The following is a 14,622-nucleotide window of genomic DNA, read 5'->3' as shown; positions in this document are numbered from 1 at the left end:
AGTGTAGAATCCTTTTTCTGAAGCATCAGATCAATTTTTTGACTTGATAACTTCCATAAACAGCATTATCAAAACGATACTGCTTATTCAGTGTTAAAGGTGTTCAGGAAAAATGAACAAGACATCCGTTCCATCACCGGATTCAATAGATCGCCAGTGGTTTCTGGTTGATGCAGAGAATCAGACTCTAGGTAGACTAGCAACTGAAGTTGCTAGTCTACTTAGGGGTAAAACAAAGCCAAATTTCACTCCTCATTTGGATACTGGTGATTTTGTCGTTGTTGTGAATGCAGAAAAGATCAAAGTGACCGGTAAAAAATCTGATCAAAAACTTTATCGCAGGCACTCTGGACGTCCTGGAGGAATGAAAGTTGAAACCTTTAAGGCTCTTCAATCCAGAATTCCAGAGAGAATAGTTGAGAAGGCAATTAAAGGAATGTTGCCTCATACAAGATTAGGAAGGCAGTTATTTACTAAACTCAAAGTGTATAAAGGCTCTGATCACCCTCATTCAGCTCAAGAACCTAAAATTCTCAATTTAAATTCTGAACCTGTTTCGAAATGAATAGTTCCACAAACAAAGTAGTCTACTGGGGAACTGGTAGACGAAAGACCTCCGTCGCCAGAGTAAGGTTAACCCCTGGAAAAGGTGAAATAATAATAAATGGTCGCCCAGGGAACCATTATTTGAATTTTAATCCAGCATATATATCTGCTGTTAAAGCTCCTCTAAAAACTCTAGGCTTGAGTGAATCATATGATGTTTTAGTGAATGTATATGGCGGAGGTTTGACTGGTCAGTCAGATGCCATAAAGCAGGGAGCTGCTAGGGCTTTATGTGAATTGTCACTTGATAACCGTAAGCCCTTGAAAGTAGAGGGTCATCTTAGTCGAGATCCTAGAGCAAAAGAGAGGCGTAAATATGGTCTCAAAAAAGCTCGTAAGGCTCCACAATTCTCTAAGAGATAATTTTACTTTTCACCTTAAATCTTGCTCTTTTTTTACTATGCCTAAATCAGATATACATCCAACTTGGTATCCAGAAGCAAAAGTTATTTGTAATGGAGAAGTTGTTATGACAACAGGTTCTACGCAGCCTGAAATTCAAGTTGATGTTTGGAGTGGAAACCATCCTTTCTTTACAGGTACCCAGAAAATTTTAGATACGGAAGGAAGAGTGGATAGATTCATGAAAAAATATGGTATGGCTTCATCTGACTCAACTGATGAAAAAGATAAATCTAAAAAAGAACAAAAAGAAATTTGATAGAAGTTGATCTAAAAAATTAGGGAATACAAAGAATGGATTCTTCAACCCTAATAAAACGATTAGAAACAGCTAAAAGTAGTTTTCAAAACTTGGAGTTGCAGCTGGCTGATCCAGATGTTGCATCTGATCCCAAACAGCTTGAGAAAATTGCTAGAGAACGATCACGTTTAGAGCCATTGGTCAATGATTATGCAAAACTCCAAACTATAGAAAGAGAGTTTGTAGAGGCTAAAGATTTAGTAAAAGCAAGTAGAGAAGATAAAGAGATGGAACTTCTTGCTAGAGAAGAACTTGAGAATCTGGAACTTTCAAAAAATGAATTAATTCATAAATTGACTTTGGCTCTTTTACCCAAAGATCCAAGAGATGAAAAAAGTGTAATGCTTGAAATAAGAGCTGGAGCAGGAGGAAATGAAGCTTGTTTATGGGCTGGTGACTTAGCAAGAATGTATGAGAGATATGGACAAAAACTTGGTTGGAATGTAAAGCCCATAAGTTCAACCGAAGCTGATATGGGTGGCTTTCGTGAAATGATTATCTCAGTCAAAGGAGAATCTGTTTATAGCCAATTAAAATTTGAAGCAGGTGTTCATAGAGTTCAAAGAGTTCCATCAACTGAATCCCAAGGACGAGTTCATACTTCTACTGCAACTGTTGCTGTAATGCCAGAAGCTGACCCGGTGGAGGTAAAAATAGAATCTACTGACTTAGAAATAAGTACGGCAAGATCAGGTGGTGCTGGTGGGCAAAATGTAAATAAAGTAGAAACAGCTATTGATTTATTTCATAAGCCCTCAGGTATAAGAGTTTTTTGTACACAGGAACGTTCTCAATTACAAAATAGAGAAAGAGCAATGGAAATTTTAAGAGCTAAATTATTAGAACTAGAAATTGCAGAAGCTAATGCAAAAGAAAGATCAGCTAGATTGTCTCAGGTTGGCACAGGAGATAGAAGTGAAAAGATACGGACTTATAACTACAAAGATAATCGAACGACTGATCATAGATTAGGAATTAATTTTCCCCTTGAACAAGTTCTGGCAGGTCAATTAGAAGATGTTATTGGCGCTTGTATCGCAGAAGAACAAAAAAGGCAAATGGAAGAGCTTAGTAATCAATCAGAAGAGTAAAAGAAACTAAGCTACCCATCCAATCACGTATTTACTCCATTCTTTATGACGACCAGAATGGATTTGTTTTGTGGTTTCAAAACTCATGTTATTTAAAGGTTTATAAGGTTTCGTTTTTAAAGGCATCTTTGCTTCTTCAGGGGTTCTATTGCCTTTCATTACGTTGCATTGAAGACATGCCGTAATCACATTTTCCCAATTGTCAGTTCCTCCTCTACTGCGTGGTAAAACATGATCAATTGAAAGTTTTTTATTTTTCTGGCCACAATATTGACAACAGTTATTATCTCTTTGAAATATGTTTTTTCTAGATAGAGGAATATCACGATATGGCACTCTAATAAATTGTCTTAATCTTATTACCGTTGGAGCTTTTACATCTTGCCTAATATTGTGTGAAATATCCTCTTCAAGACTCTCAGCCTTGCCTTTAAGCATTAAAACAGTCGCGCGACGCCATGAAGTGATGTTCAATGGCTCATAGGACGCATTCAAAACAAGAACTTGACCCATGCAAGCAAGCTAATTAAGCGGCATGCTAGTGGTATTACAGCCTTCTTGCAGTTTCCCTTATTACATTGATTGTATTCAGAGTATGTCAAAGATCAATAACAGTGGAAGGTCTATCACTTTTAGTGGGAAAAATGAAAATGTAATGAATCCTGATCCTCGTAGCCGTGCATGGGTTGAGGTCGATTCGAAAGTTATTGAAAATAATTCAAGAGTCTTGAAAAACTTTATTGGCCCAGAATGTTTACTAATGGCAGTTGTGAAAGCTGATGGATATGGACATGGTGCAGAGACTGTTGCAAATGCAGCTTTACTGGGAGGGGCTGATAGTCTTGGAGTGGCAACTTTAGAAGAAGGAATTCAATTAAGAAATGCTGGCTTGAAGTGTCAGATATTAATTCTTGGAAATTTAATAAATGCAGAAGAACTCTATTATTCCTTTTGCTGGGACCTGATACCTACAATAAGTGGAATTCGTGAGGCGATAATTTGTAATAACATTGCTGAAAATAAGCATAAAAAATTTGTTATTCACTTAAAAGTGGATACGGGTATGACGAGACTTGGCTGTCAATGCAATGAGGTAGAAGAATTAATTTCTAAAATTGATTATTTAGAAAACATATCCTTAAAAGGCATATATAGTCATTTAGCAATGGCTGATAAAGATCTAGAAAGCAATATGAACCAAAGTTTTACTCAGATTCAATTAAATAGATTTGAGAAGGTTTTAAAGGATTTGGGTAAAAGAAATAAGCTTTTATGCAAACATTTAGCAAATTCAGCTGGGACACTTTCAGATCGTCGTCTTCATTTTGATATGGTTCGAGTTGGACTTAGCTTGTATGGTTACTACCCTTTAAATGATTTTGAATCTGATTTGAGACTTGACCCGGCATTGAAAGTTAAGGCTAGAGTTACTTTGGTTAGGGAGGTAGAAAAGGATACAGGAGTGGGATACGGACATTTTTTTAAAACTCAAAGGAAAAGTAAGCTTGCTGTAGTTGCTATTGGCTATGCAGATGGCGTCAGCAGAAATCTTTCTGGAAAAATATCAGCCTCAATAGATGGGTTTTTGGTGCCCCAAGTAGGTGCAATTGCAATGGATCAAATGGTTTTTGATATAACTGATAAACCAGATATTAAAACAGGTCAAGTTTTAACCCTTCTTGGTACTGATGGCGAAGTTTCTATTTCACCCCAAAATTGGTGTGATTTGTCTGGATCAATTCCATGGGAAGTTCTTTGTAGTTTTAGAAATCGTCTTCCTCGAGTTGTCACTTAAAATTTGTAGAGGAGCACAATCTAATATTTTTGAGCTTTTACTTGATAAGGTATTTGTAATGGAGAGGTGGCTGAGTGGTTGAAAGCGGCTCCCTGCTAAGGAGTTACAGGAGGTAACTTCTGTCGAGGGTTCGAATCCCTCCCTCTCCGTTCTTATTTGGAGTAAGAGAGTTTCAAGGAGTTCTAAACAGATTAAAAATACAGTAGTAGTAAAGGTTTAGAGAGATAAAGAGTTTCAAGCGTTCCCTTAGTGTGCCATAGAGATCGGAAATGTGGAGGGGGATTTGTGATGGATAATATGTGGGATTTGAATTTCTGATGATAAAATAAATTGTTTACCTTCTAGATTTAGAGGATTCAGAAAAAAGCATGGATGAGTCGCAACTTAATAATTTAATTCAACAATACGCAAAGTATTTAAATTATCAACAGCAAACATTAGATAGGATAGATTCTATCTTAGAAAAAGATAATCATTATCAAAGAATCTTACAATGTAAGAATGATTTTGCTAAGAATTATGCTCGGCATCATTTTTCTCAGACAGATGAAGATGGACTGACGATTGAAATTAATAAACGTATAATTAAAGGTAAGAAAAAGAAAAATACATTTTTAGAACTTGGAGTAGGTACAGGTTGTGAAAATAATACATTAATCTTATTAGCCATGGGGTGGGAAGGCTCATGGTTTGGTGGAGAAGAACTCTCTTTTGATCACACTATTTCAGATAGACTGAAGTTTCAGAAAATATTTATTTCTAAGGAAAATATCAAAAATATATATGAAAAATCATTACTAGAAAATAAGATTGATCATCACAATTTAATATCAATAGATCTTGATGGCAATGATTATGAAATAGCTAGCTCAATCCTAAATTTAAAAGCTAATCCTGATGTTTTTATTGTTGAATATAATGCTATTTTTCCTCCACAGATTAGATGGGAAATGACCTATAATGAAAAACATCAATGGCAGGGAGATAGTTATTTTGGGGCTTCATTAGCATCTTTTGTAGATTTGTTTAAAAGTCATGAGTACTTCTTGTGTGCTTGTAATCCCTCAACAGGATCAAATGCTTTTTTTGTAAAGAATCAATATAGAGATCTTTTTAAAGATGTACCAGAATCAATCAATGATATTTATATGGAACCAAATTATTTGCTGAGAGCAAAACATCATTGGCCAATAAGTCCTAAGCTTGTGTCTTCTATTATTTCCTGAAGATTAGTATAAATATATATTATTAGAATAAAAAATAAATACAGATTTTACATTGCTAAATTGTTCTAATAATTATTAGAAATAAGAGTTATTAGTATAGAGAATATTTTTCAATGAAGAATATATATATGTTTTTAATTAAGATTTTTCTTTGGAGGGGGATTTAATCGCTCTCCCCTCCTTATCTCTTCCCAACCCGTTCTATCCCGTTCTTTTTCCGCTTATTCTGAATCACTCCCTCTCCGTTCTTGATTTCTTCCATTAAAGAAGGGGGCAAGATTTTGGTTGCCCCCTTTAATTTAAGTTCAGCACTTGTGTATCCGTGTGAACAATACGATTCCCTTTAACTAACCACTTCCCTGACCTACGGGAAGACAAGTGCTAGAACTTCAACCCATTTCTAATCAAACAAAATCATTGGAACATGAGAGAAAACACCTGTTTCCATTTGTGTAATTGGTTCATCAGACCAAAGTGAGTTAAAACAAAGTTAGTCAGCATGAACTGATTATGGATAGTAAAGAATATGATTGGATTTTTGTTTATAAGATTCGTGATTCAGGTGATGTGATTTATAAAGTCACTATTCCATCAGAACGAAAAGAAGATGCAGTTGAAATATTTAAGAGAGAACATCCAGATGGATTGATCTGTAGTGGTATCAGGAGAGGTGATTTTAAATTGATACCATTCAAGGAACTATCTTCACGTGATCCTTGGGAGGAGATTGCTTCGTAAGTGATATTCAAATCAAATCAAGGCAAATCCTTTACCAAAGAAGAAGCAATAGATCTAATGGTGTCATTGAGTGCAACTGACGCAAATTCAGAAAAGAAGTGGAGAGGTTTCTACAACTCTTTATCGCAGAAAGAACTTCAGGATGAATGGGATGAGCATTGGAAACCTTGATTTTTGCATTAAGAAAGGGACCCTGCTGCTTCAGCGAGCTTGAGTCCCTCTCTTCATTTACAGAACTATGTGTGAGGAGTTGTTCTGCTTTTCCTTTTCTAATCAATTCCATAGACGGTGCGCATCAGGAAAAATTCCTAATTCGCAATTCGTACTAATTTAGTTCATGAAACGTTTATAAATGTTGTTGAAACTAATTTTTAGATTTTGTGTAGCAGCTGAATGACCATATTCGTTTGTTATTGATGACATACCTTGGTTCATTAAATAAAGGGATTCTCTATCATCATCTCTTGGTATTTGACTTTCTATCCACCCAACACAAACCATTCGCTCTCCCTGAGTAACGGTTTTTACTTCATGAAGATATTTAGTAGGATATATAATCATTTCTCCTGGATTCATTTTGATTTGCTTCTTTTCTGGAGTTATATAAAGTATTAGTTCTCCTCCCTCATAATCTGTGGGTTGATTTAAGAAAATGGTAAAAGATAAATCTCTACGACCTTTAGGAGTGAAAGCAACGTCTACGTGAGGTCCATAAAACATACCTTCTCCCGTTCTTGTAAATAAAATATTAAATATCTTAGAAGGGAAAGAAAAGTTATTACTTAATTCATCCTTATCGATAATTTCAATTATTTCTTTTGATAATTTATTATATGTTTCTCCTAAATTTAATTGTATATTTTTTTTAACTTTAGAACCTCTGGCTGAATTTTTTCCATCTACCCATTCAGTTGAGAGCATTAAACTTTTTCTTAAATCTTTAACTTGTCCCTCATTAAGTAATTTATGAGCAAGATAAAGCATGAAATTTATTCATAGTCATTAAATTTTAGATCAAGATTAATTTTAATCAAGGACTTTTAGATTGTCAGACTTTTTACTATTATATCTTCCAGATCTTCTGAGTCTCTAAGTTGAAGTGCTAATAAATGGCTAGATGAATTATGTTTAATTAATTTACAGTTTTCATGTTCTACGAATTTTGCGTGATTCTTGTCGATTTTTGAAAGGTTAGAGTAATGTATTTCTACTTTGGTTTTAAACGGAATTAAATTCTTAAGGTTTAAGCATTTTTGATATAAAGTATCTGATGAATGTAGATTTCTTAATTTCTCACAAAGTTCTACTGTATAGAAGTTGTCTTTTACTAAGGTTTCCTTCTCTTTTGAAATAACAGTCTGAGGATTGAATACTATGACTTTTGAAAACTTTAGTAAATGTCCAAAGAGAATAGCTGCGAATCCACCAGCTGATGCTCCTACTGATATTGTCTTTTTATATTTCTTTATGGAGCTCATTTTTCTGATTAAATCAACTGTCTCCTGTAAATTATTTGTGCTATTTTTGAGACCTGTTAGATAGTAATTACGATCAATATCTCTTAGAAAGAGTTTATCAAATGACTTGTTATTTTTAAACAAATTATAGAAATTAAAGGATGGTATTAACTTACTATCTCGCCCCATACTACCGAAAATAACTAAGAGAATATCTGTATTATTATCTTCATATAAATAATCATCTTGATCACTCCAAAGTTGATTATTTTTAGTTGTTTTTTCATCATACTCACCTTGAATAAATTTAATACGAGTTAACTCACCTTTAAATAAGTGATTATTGGGATCAAGTTTAATTGCTCGTTCAATTTCTTTACAGGCTTGAGTAAAATCATTCTCTAAGCTGTATATATTACTAAGTACTTGATAAGCCTGTGCGAAATTGGGATTAAGCTTGATAGATTTGCGAATACATATTTTTGCTTGATTTAAGTTGCCAATCTCTATCAATATTGTCGCCAGATTGTAATAAGCATCAGCGTAATCAGGTTTGAGCTCAATTGCTTTTCGAGTTGATAATTCAGCATCTTTGAATTTACCAAGATTGCTCAAAATGCTTCCCAGGTTTAAATGCGCTTCTGCGAAATTAGGATTCAGTGCAATAGCTTTACGAGTCGATAATTCTGCGTTTTCTGAGTAATCAAGATCTTTCAATATGTTGCCAAGATTACAATGCGCCTCTGCATAATCAGGTTTAATTTCAATTGCTTTTTGGTAAGAGATTACTGCGTCTTTTAAGTAATCAAGATCTTTCAATATGTTGCCAAGATTACAATGCGCCTCTGCATAATCAGGTTTAATTTCAATTGCTTTGCGAGTGAATACTTCTGCCTCTTTTAAGTTGTCAAGATATATCAATATACTTCCTAGATTTACATAAGCATCTGCGAGATCAGGTTTAATTTCAATTGCTTTGCGAGTGAATACTTCTGCCTCTTTTAAGTTGTCAAGATATATCAATATACTTCCTAGATTTAAATAAGCATCTGCGAGATCAGGTTTGATTTCAATTGCTTTGCGAGTGAATACTTCTGCCTCTTTTAAGTTGTCAAGATATATCAATATACTTCCTAGATGTAAATAAGCATCTGCGAGATCAGGTTTGATTTCAATTGCTTTGCGGTATGACAATTCTGCTTCTTCTAATTTGCCAAGATCTCTCAATATATCTCCATAGTTAGAGAAAATCCTTTCATCTTTGAATCCTTGCTGAATCAAATATTGATAAAGTTTTTCTGCTTCTGGAATATTTCCTTTTATTTGAAACTGAATTGCTTGATTTATCTTTTGTTCTTTATAAGACCTAGAAGAAGTATGAGAAGTCAGAGTGATGTTTCCTTTGATTTCTCCTAGACCAATTGGAACTGGGAATGTCTTTATTTCTGTGAATTTCTTTTTTTCTTGCTCTTTATGGCTAGATACCACTATCTTCTAAGAACTTCTAATTCAGTCATTTTATTAGCCACTACATCCTTATTAACACTCTTTCTGGGATTATTGTTACTTAATACATAGAGTTCTAAGAAAGATTGTTTGCTTGATCAAAAGAACTGTTTCCTAATTAAATACTTGATTGAAGCTATCTAATTTAGTTATGTCTTTTTATCCATCATCAAAAGTTTGCGAAAACTCTTCTCTCGAACAATCTGAAGTTTAAATGAGTAGGTGGCATGTCACCATACCCACTGCGCTTACCTAATCCACAATTCTAATAAAATTACCGCTTAGGGTTATTTGTATGGAGAAATATCGGTTCTCTTTCTAAAACCTGTTCAATCCCTTTTAGCGTTATGCGTATAAGCTTCCGATTTTAATCTTAGAAGAGATTAAGACTTAGGTTAAATAGTTATTATATGATTTTTCTTCAACCAGCTCTGAATGATACTTCTGGTTGATTTCTTTTTTTATAGAAGCTCTCTTATCATTCTCTTTGTAAACTGATCTAGCGAATTCAATAAATTCTTTGTCAAATTCTTGATTGCTCTCTTTTATCCTAATATTATCTTCTATTTCCCAAAGGCTCTTGTTTACTTCTTTGAGATTATTAATTAAATCGATATCAATTTGCAGATTCTTATCCTGAATTATATTTTTTAGTAGTTTTAGCTCTTTATCTATATTTTTTAGCTTTATTCCAGTCATATGTATTTGTTTGATTTCTAAAATTGTAATTTTATCTATTAGTTCTCCTATAGAGACTGGAGCGAGAATAGAAGATAGGTATTTAACTCTTGAACTCATGCTTTTCCTCCTGATTCTATATCGCAATCTTTTATCACTTCAAGCAACATATCATATTGTTTAATTAAATTATTATATATATTAGACTCTTGTTGGAGTAATCTAACATCAACATTTTTATCTGGATGTAATCTAAACCAGTCTTCACTTGGCATTATAACTGTTTGCTTTAGTTCAAAATCGATATCTAGATATAATCCAAGTGGACTATTTGCTACTCCTTCTTCTACCCACAGCTTGTTTAGTTTTTGAGAAAATAGTTGTAAACCTAGAGGTGTAACAACTCTTACATGAGTTGGATCATCATAGAATAAGTGATGTCTAAAATGAGGTACAATTATTTTAATATTTGCTCCATGAGTACATATTCGATACATCTCTTTAAATATTCCAAAGTATATTTCTACATCTTTTCCTAGATGTTCAAGAACATGTATTAATAGAATATCTGAAACTGAATTTGTCTCCCAAGGCCAAGGGAAAGATTCTAAATCATGTTTTATATCTGGGCTCCCAAACTTATCTACATTGATATAATCTGGTATTTTATTTTCACCACATCCAAGATTTAGTTTAAGACCATTCATTCTTTAAATTTTTCATGATATATCTTTATGATAAGACTCTATTAATTTTCTGCTGTTATGTTTTTACTTCTATTTCCTTTTTTAGTTTATTTGAGACATTTTCCATAACTTCTTGCCAATTATGTCGTTCGTTTTGCCGAAATAATCTCATTGATGGATACCAAAATGTATTGTCCCCTTTCAGTCCCCATCTCCAGTCAGGTAAATGATTTAGGAGTAACCAGGTTGGTTTACCCATTCCTCCAGCTAGGTGAGCAATTGAAGTGTCAGAAGTAATAATTAAATCACAGTTTTCCATAATGGCAGCATTTTCCAGAAAATCCCAAGTGGCATCAATTTTAGCTTGGCATTCAACAAACTTATTTTTAAATGAGCAATGATGGAATTGCTCTGAACCAAATCCTTTTTGTAGTGATAAAAATTTGAAGTTATTATTTCTCGTAAGACTAGAGAAGGTTTCTAGAGGTAATGAGCGCCCTATGTGATCAGTCTTTTCTGCATTTGGATTTCCTTGCCAATTAATAGCTACGATTGGTCTTTTTTCTTGGGAGAGTATGTTTTTCCATTTCTTTTTTAGTTCATTAGTTGAAAAGATATATGGGTTTGAAATGATTGGATTATTCGGACTTACTTGTAGATATCTAGGTAAAGATAATAGTGGGATCCATTGACCCTCTGAAACTTCGCTTGCCTCCTCTGGAGTTAATGGATGTTGATCAATACCAGAGGATTTGATTAATGAATGTAGTTTTGTTTGAGCACAAAAAGAAATTTTTAGGCCTTGATTTCTAATGTAAGGAATATATCTCATGAATTGAAGGGTATCTCCTAAACCTTGCTCAGTGATGACTAATAGCTTTTCTCCTTTTTGTGATTTTTTATGCTCGATTCGTTTGAGTTTTGTAATACCGTGAGCAATAGCAGGGTTCTTTCTTTTGAATCTAAATTCATAGTTCTCTAAACCATTTTTATAGTCACCTTGAAGTAGTTCAAGTAATGAAAGATTCAAAAATGCTTCTGCGAAATTAGGATTAATTTCAATTGCTTTGAGAGTTGCTATTTTTGATTCTTTTAATTTGCCAAGATCTTTCAATATTATTCCCATATTGGAATGAGCCTCTGCAAAATTAGGATTAATTTCAATAGCTTTGCGTTGTGAAATTTCTGCTTCTTGTAATTTGCCGAGATCCATCAATATGTTTCCTAGATTGTAATGAGCTTTAGCGAAATCAGGATTAATTTCAATTGCTTTGCGAGTGGATATTTCTGCTTCTTGTAATTTGCCAAGATCCATCAATATGTTTCCTAGATTGGAATGAGCATCAGCGAAATTAGGATTCAGTTCAAGCGCTTTGCGAGTCGATAATTCTGCTTCTTGTAGGTTGCCAAGATCTTTCAATATGTTTCCCAGATTAGAATGAGCCTCTGCGAAATCAGGTTTGATTTCAATTGCTTTCCTTTGTGAAATCTCTGCTTCTTGTAGGTTGCCAAGATCTTTCAATATGTTTCCCAGATTGTAATGAGCTTTAGCGAAATCAGGATTTATTTCAAGTGCTTTGCGAGTGGATATTTCTGCTTCTTGTAGGTTGCCAAGATCTTTCAATATGTTTCCCAGATTGGAATGCGCCTCTGCGAAATCAGGATTTATTTCAAGTGCTTTGCGAGTGGATATTTCTGCTTCTTGTAATTTGCCAAGATCTTTCAATATGTTTCCCAGATTGGAATGCGCCTCTGCGAAATCAGGATTTATTTCAAGTGCTTTCCTTTGTGAAATCTCTGCTTCTTGTAGGTTGCCAAGATCTTTCAATATGTTTCCCAGATTTAAATGAACATCAGCGAAATTAGGTTGAATTTCGATTGCTTTACGGTATAATAATTCTGCTTCTTTTAATTTACCAAGATCATTCAATATGATTCCATAATTAGTAAAAACCCTGTGATCTTTGAACCCTTGATTTATAAAATATAGATAATACTTTGCTGCTTCTGGAATATTGCCTTGTGAATGAAACTTAAATGCTTTACTCATTATTGCTTCTTTAGCAGGCTTAGAAGTAGTGTTATTGGAAATAGAAATATTCTCTTTAATTTTTCCTAGTCTAAATGGAACTGTAAATGTTTTCACTTCAGTGAATTTCCTTTTTTCTTGCTCTTTATCACTAGATCCCATTATCTTATAAGAATTTTTTAATTTAATTGATTCTACTACTCATTATATTGCTATTTAAAACTCTTCCTGAGATTATTTTGATTTAATTTCGAGAGTGAGATTAAAGATTAATTTCTTGATAAAGTTGATGCGATAATAGATTCCAGTTATAAAAACAGATCTTAGAGATTTTTGTCATGTATATTCTTTTTAGGCTGCAAAACCTTAAGAGAGTTGATTAATAATCAAAATAAGAAACCCATTTCTCTAGGTATTGGTGACAATCTTTAAAATATTTCTCATAGTTTTTCCATTTCTCAATGGATGACTTATATAAAGGTTGAACAACTTGAGAAGATGAAGGAGTATTGATTTTTCCTCTATCTAGTGCTGTTTTTCTGTAGTTTCTTATATTATCATCCCATTTAATGTCTAAAAAATTTAATATTTTAAAAGTATGTTTATCAAAGTCTTCAATAAGATGTTCATATTTGGATGTTATAAAATCAAGAGAAATATTGTTTTTGTATATATCCCATGCCCCCATAACTTGATCATACATTATTGAAGAGGATTTCAAATCTATGAAATGTAACATTGCTATATTTGGATCGAAAGATTGTTGGAAACATGATAAAACCGTGTCATAAGGATGCCTATGCGCAAAAATTATTTTAGCATTAGGGAATAGAAGATTAATCAATGGAAGTTTAACTGTATTTAATGGTAATTTATCTATAATCAGCTTTCTTTCTTTTGTTGTAAATTCTCTCATTATTTCAAAATATTTTCTCCTTAGCATTATTATATTATCGTCCGAAATACTATAAAGATTATCAATTTTTGTATTAAGTTGTTTTTTGATTATTGTTTCAATATTTGAGATTATAGGTTTTTCTTCTATTACTTCAATCTCTTTATGGCTTCTAAGTATAGTATCTAATAGCGTAGTCCCAGACCTGGGAAAGCCTATTAAAAATACAATATTTGTTTCTTCAAATTTATAATTTGAATTTTTAATATTGATTGTTTTATTGATAATATTTTTTTTATATGAATCAATAATATTTAAGTATGAATTTTTACTTAATCTAGAATAAAGTAGGTGATCTTGACTTTTTTGAAAGCAAGAGTATGCAATATCATAATTTTCGATTTTTTCCTCTATAAATGCTTTGTAAGTCCAATAAGTTAGTTTTTGTATGTTATTGCTTTTTTCTAACCATTCATTAGAGATACTATTGATTAATTCTTTAGCAGTTTTATAATCCTTATTCCTAAAATTTAATCTAGAGCGAAAAAGAAATAGTTCATTTTCAATACAATCTATATCATTAAACTCTTTTATCGATTTTTTTAGTTTTTGTAAATTATTTGTTTTTTCATAGTCTAGAAAGAGATTGAAATAGGCATCTACTAGATTAGGATTCAGTTCAATTGCTTTACGATATGAAGATTCTGCTTCTTGTGATTTGCCAAGATCATTCTGTATGATTCCTAGATTGGAATAAGCATTTGCGTAATTAGGATTCAGTTCAATTGCTTTGCGAGTTGATAATTCGGCTTCTTCTAATTTCCCAAAACTTTTTAATATTGCTCCATAATTAGAAAACACTCTAGGATCATTACATCCTTGATTCATTATTTGTTGATAGCATTTTGTTGCTTCTGGAATATTTCCTTGTTGATGTAACTTTCTTGCATGATTAATTATTTGCTCTTTCGAGGGTCTGTCAGGAGTATTAGTATAACTAGTAACATTTTCTTTCACTTCTTCTAAACATAATGGAATAGGGTATGTTTTAATTGGGTGTAATTTTTTGTTTTTATACTGATTCTTATTATTTTCTTCTTCCACACCTGATCATTTTAAATATATTGTAATTTTACTATATTATCTCTTGACTAGCTCTGAGTTTATAGAAATAGTTTTACAAGTAGTTACTTTTGATTAAATAAAGTGTGA

Annotated in this window: 15 protein-coding genes and 1 tRNA gene; 9 read left to right on the top strand and 7 right to left on the bottom strand. The window is 32.8% G+C overall.

Translation table 11 applies throughout. The annotated features are described in order from the left end of the window. The first annotated feature begins 112 nt into the window (after positions 1-112). Genes rplM through prfA form a run of 4 tightly spaced genes read left to right on the top strand, consistent with a single transcriptional unit; the run spans position 113 to position 2,400 of the window. Entirely contained in the window at positions 113-565 is a 453-nt protein-coding gene (gene rplM / locus O5637_RS06305; RefSeq protein ID WP_269603500.1) for a 50S ribosomal protein L13, read from the top strand. Beyond that, entirely contained in the window at positions 562-969 is a 408-nt protein-coding gene (gene rpsI, locus O5637_RS06300; protein WP_269603499.1) for a 30S ribosomal protein S9, read from the top strand. The genes rplM and rpsI overlap by 4 nt, the downstream gene beginning before the upstream one ends. Before the next feature lie 37 nt (positions 970-1,006). Then, a complete protein-coding gene (gene rpmE, locus O5637_RS06295) occupies positions 1,007-1,267 on the top strand; it encodes a 50S ribosomal protein L31 (protein WP_269603497.1) in 261 nt (86 codons plus the stop codon). A 35-nt stretch (positions 1,268-1,302) separates the two neighbouring features. Beyond that, positions 1,303-2,400, top strand: coding sequence for a peptide chain release factor 1 (prfA, locus tag O5637_RS06290; protein ID WP_269603495.1), 1,098 nt, complete (start codon positions 1,303-1,305; stop codon positions 2,398-2,400). A 6-nt stretch (positions 2,401-2,406) separates the two neighbouring features. Here prfA and O5637_RS06285 read toward each other — a convergent pair whose 3' ends face one another. Further along, entirely contained in the window at positions 2,407-2,913 is a 507-nt protein-coding gene (locus tag O5637_RS06285; RefSeq protein ID WP_269603494.1) for an HNH endonuclease, read from the bottom strand. Between the two features lie 73 nt (positions 2,914-2,986). On the opposite strand from O5637_RS06285, the gene alr reads away from it, so the two are divergent. The 5 genes from alr (at position 2,987) to O5637_RS06260 (ending at position 6,330) form a co-directional block, all read left to right on the top strand. Further along, the gene (gene alr, locus O5637_RS06280) at positions 2,987-4,195 is read left to right on the top strand and encodes an alanine racemase (RefSeq protein WP_269606929.1); all 1,209 of its coding nucleotides are present in this window, start codon (positions 2,987-2,989) and stop codon (positions 4,193-4,195) included. Positions 4,196-4,255: 60 nt separating this feature from the next. Further along, positions 4,256-4,344: transfer RNA gene (locus O5637_RS06275), tRNA-Ser, on the top strand. A 219-nt stretch (positions 4,345-4,563) separates the two neighbouring features. Next, positions 4,564-5,421 (top strand): hypothetical protein, encoded by an 858-nt coding sequence (locus O5637_RS06270; RefSeq protein WP_269603492.1) that lies wholly within the window; start codon positions 4,564-4,566, stop codon positions 5,419-5,421. A 510-nt stretch (positions 5,422-5,931) separates the two neighbouring features. After that, positions 5,932-6,159 (top strand): hypothetical protein, encoded by a 228-nt coding sequence (locus O5637_RS06265; RefSeq protein ID WP_269603490.1) that lies wholly within the window; start codon positions 5,932-5,934, stop codon positions 6,157-6,159. Then, on the top strand, positions 6,160-6,330 hold the full coding sequence (locus O5637_RS06260; RefSeq protein WP_269603489.1) for a hypothetical protein: 171 nt from the start codon (positions 6,160-6,162) through the stop codon (positions 6,328-6,330). A 159-nt stretch (positions 6,331-6,489) separates the two neighbouring features. On the opposite strand, the gene O5637_RS06255 is transcribed toward O5637_RS06260, so the two are convergent. The 6 genes from O5637_RS06255 to O5637_RS06230 form a co-directional block, all read right to left on the bottom strand. Next, positions 6,490-7,143: a Fe2+-dependent dioxygenase gene (locus O5637_RS06255; protein ID WP_269603487.1), complete on the bottom strand. Its 654-nt coding sequence runs from the start codon at positions 7,141-7,143 to the stop codon at positions 6,490-6,492. Between the two features lie 56 nt (positions 7,144-7,199). Then, complete coding sequence (locus O5637_RS06250; RefSeq protein ID WP_269603485.1) at positions 7,200-9,104, bottom strand: tetratricopeptide repeat protein; 1,905 nt, start codon at positions 9,102-9,104, stop codon at positions 7,200-7,202. Between the two features lie 408 nt (positions 9,105-9,512). Beyond that, on the bottom strand, positions 9,513-9,920 hold the full coding sequence (locus tag O5637_RS06245) for a DUF6165 family protein (protein WP_269603483.1): 408 nt from the start codon (positions 9,918-9,920) through the stop codon (positions 9,513-9,515). Then, complete coding sequence (locus O5637_RS06240; RefSeq protein ID WP_269603481.1) at positions 9,917-10,507, bottom strand: class I SAM-dependent methyltransferase; 591 nt, start codon at positions 10,505-10,507, stop codon at positions 9,917-9,919. The genes O5637_RS06245 and O5637_RS06240 overlap by 4 nt, the downstream gene beginning before the upstream one ends. Before the next feature lie 55 nt (positions 10,508-10,562). Next, positions 10,563-12,677 carry a tetratricopeptide repeat protein gene (locus O5637_RS06235; protein ID WP_269603480.1) on the bottom strand — a complete coding sequence of 705 codons (2,115 nt, stop codon included), beginning with the start codon at positions 12,675-12,677 and terminating at the stop codon, positions 10,563-10,565. A 217-nt stretch (positions 12,678-12,894) separates the two neighbouring features. Then, positions 12,895-14,514 (bottom strand): tetratricopeptide repeat-containing sulfotransferase family protein, encoded by a 1,620-nt coding sequence (locus tag O5637_RS06230; RefSeq protein WP_269603478.1) that lies wholly within the window; start codon positions 14,512-14,514, stop codon positions 12,895-12,897. Positions 14,515-14,622: the final 108 nt, after the last annotated feature.

The organism is Prochlorococcus marinus str. MIT 0917, from assembly GCF_027359575.1.
Taxonomy (GTDB): Bacteria; Cyanobacteriota; Cyanobacteriia; order PCC-6307; family Cyanobiaceae; genus Prochlorococcus_B; species Prochlorococcus_B marinus_D.
Note: the sequence above shows the minus strand (reverse complement) of the source record. Positions and strands in the feature narration are given on the sequence as shown.

Bases quoted from the DNA above. Each gene is read 5' to 3' on its own strand.
- O5637_RS06235 (WP_269603480.1), bottom strand. From the start codon at position 12,677: ATGGGATCTAGTGATAAAGAGCAAGAAAAAAGGAAATTCACTGAAGTG.
- rpsI (WP_269603499.1), top strand. From the start codon at position 562: ATGAATAGTTCCACAAACAAAGTAGTCTACTGGGGAACTGGTAGACGA.
- O5637_RS06285 (WP_269603494.1), bottom strand. From the start codon at position 2,913: ATGGGTCAAGTTCTTGTTTTGAATGCGTCCTATGAGCCATTGAACATC.
- rpmE (WP_269603497.1), top strand. From the start codon at position 1,007: ATGCCTAAATCAGATATACATCCAACTTGGTATCCAGAAGCAAAAGTT.
- O5637_RS06265 (WP_269603490.1), top strand. From the start codon at position 5,932: ATGGATAGTAAAGAATATGATTGGATTTTTGTTTATAAGATTCGTGAT.
- rplM (WP_269603500.1), top strand. From the start codon at position 113: ATGAACAAGACATCCGTTCCATCACCGGATTCAATAGATCGCCAGTGG.
- prfA (WP_269603495.1), top strand. From the start codon at position 1,303: ATGGATTCTTCAACCCTAATAAAACGATTAGAAACAGCTAAAAGTAGT.
- O5637_RS06240 (WP_269603481.1), bottom strand. From the start codon at position 10,507: ATGAATGGTCTTAAACTAAATCTTGGATGTGGTGAAAATAAAATACCA.
- O5637_RS06255 (WP_269603487.1), bottom strand. From the start codon at position 7,143: ATGCTTTATCTTGCTCATAAATTACTTAATGAGGGACAAGTTAAAGAT.
- O5637_RS06245 (WP_269603483.1), bottom strand. From the start codon at position 9,920: ATGAGTTCAAGAGTTAAATACCTATCTTCTATTCTCGCTCCAGTCTCT.
- O5637_RS06270 (WP_269603492.1), top strand. From the start codon at position 4,564: ATGGATGAGTCGCAACTTAATAATTTAATTCAACAATACGCAAAGTAT.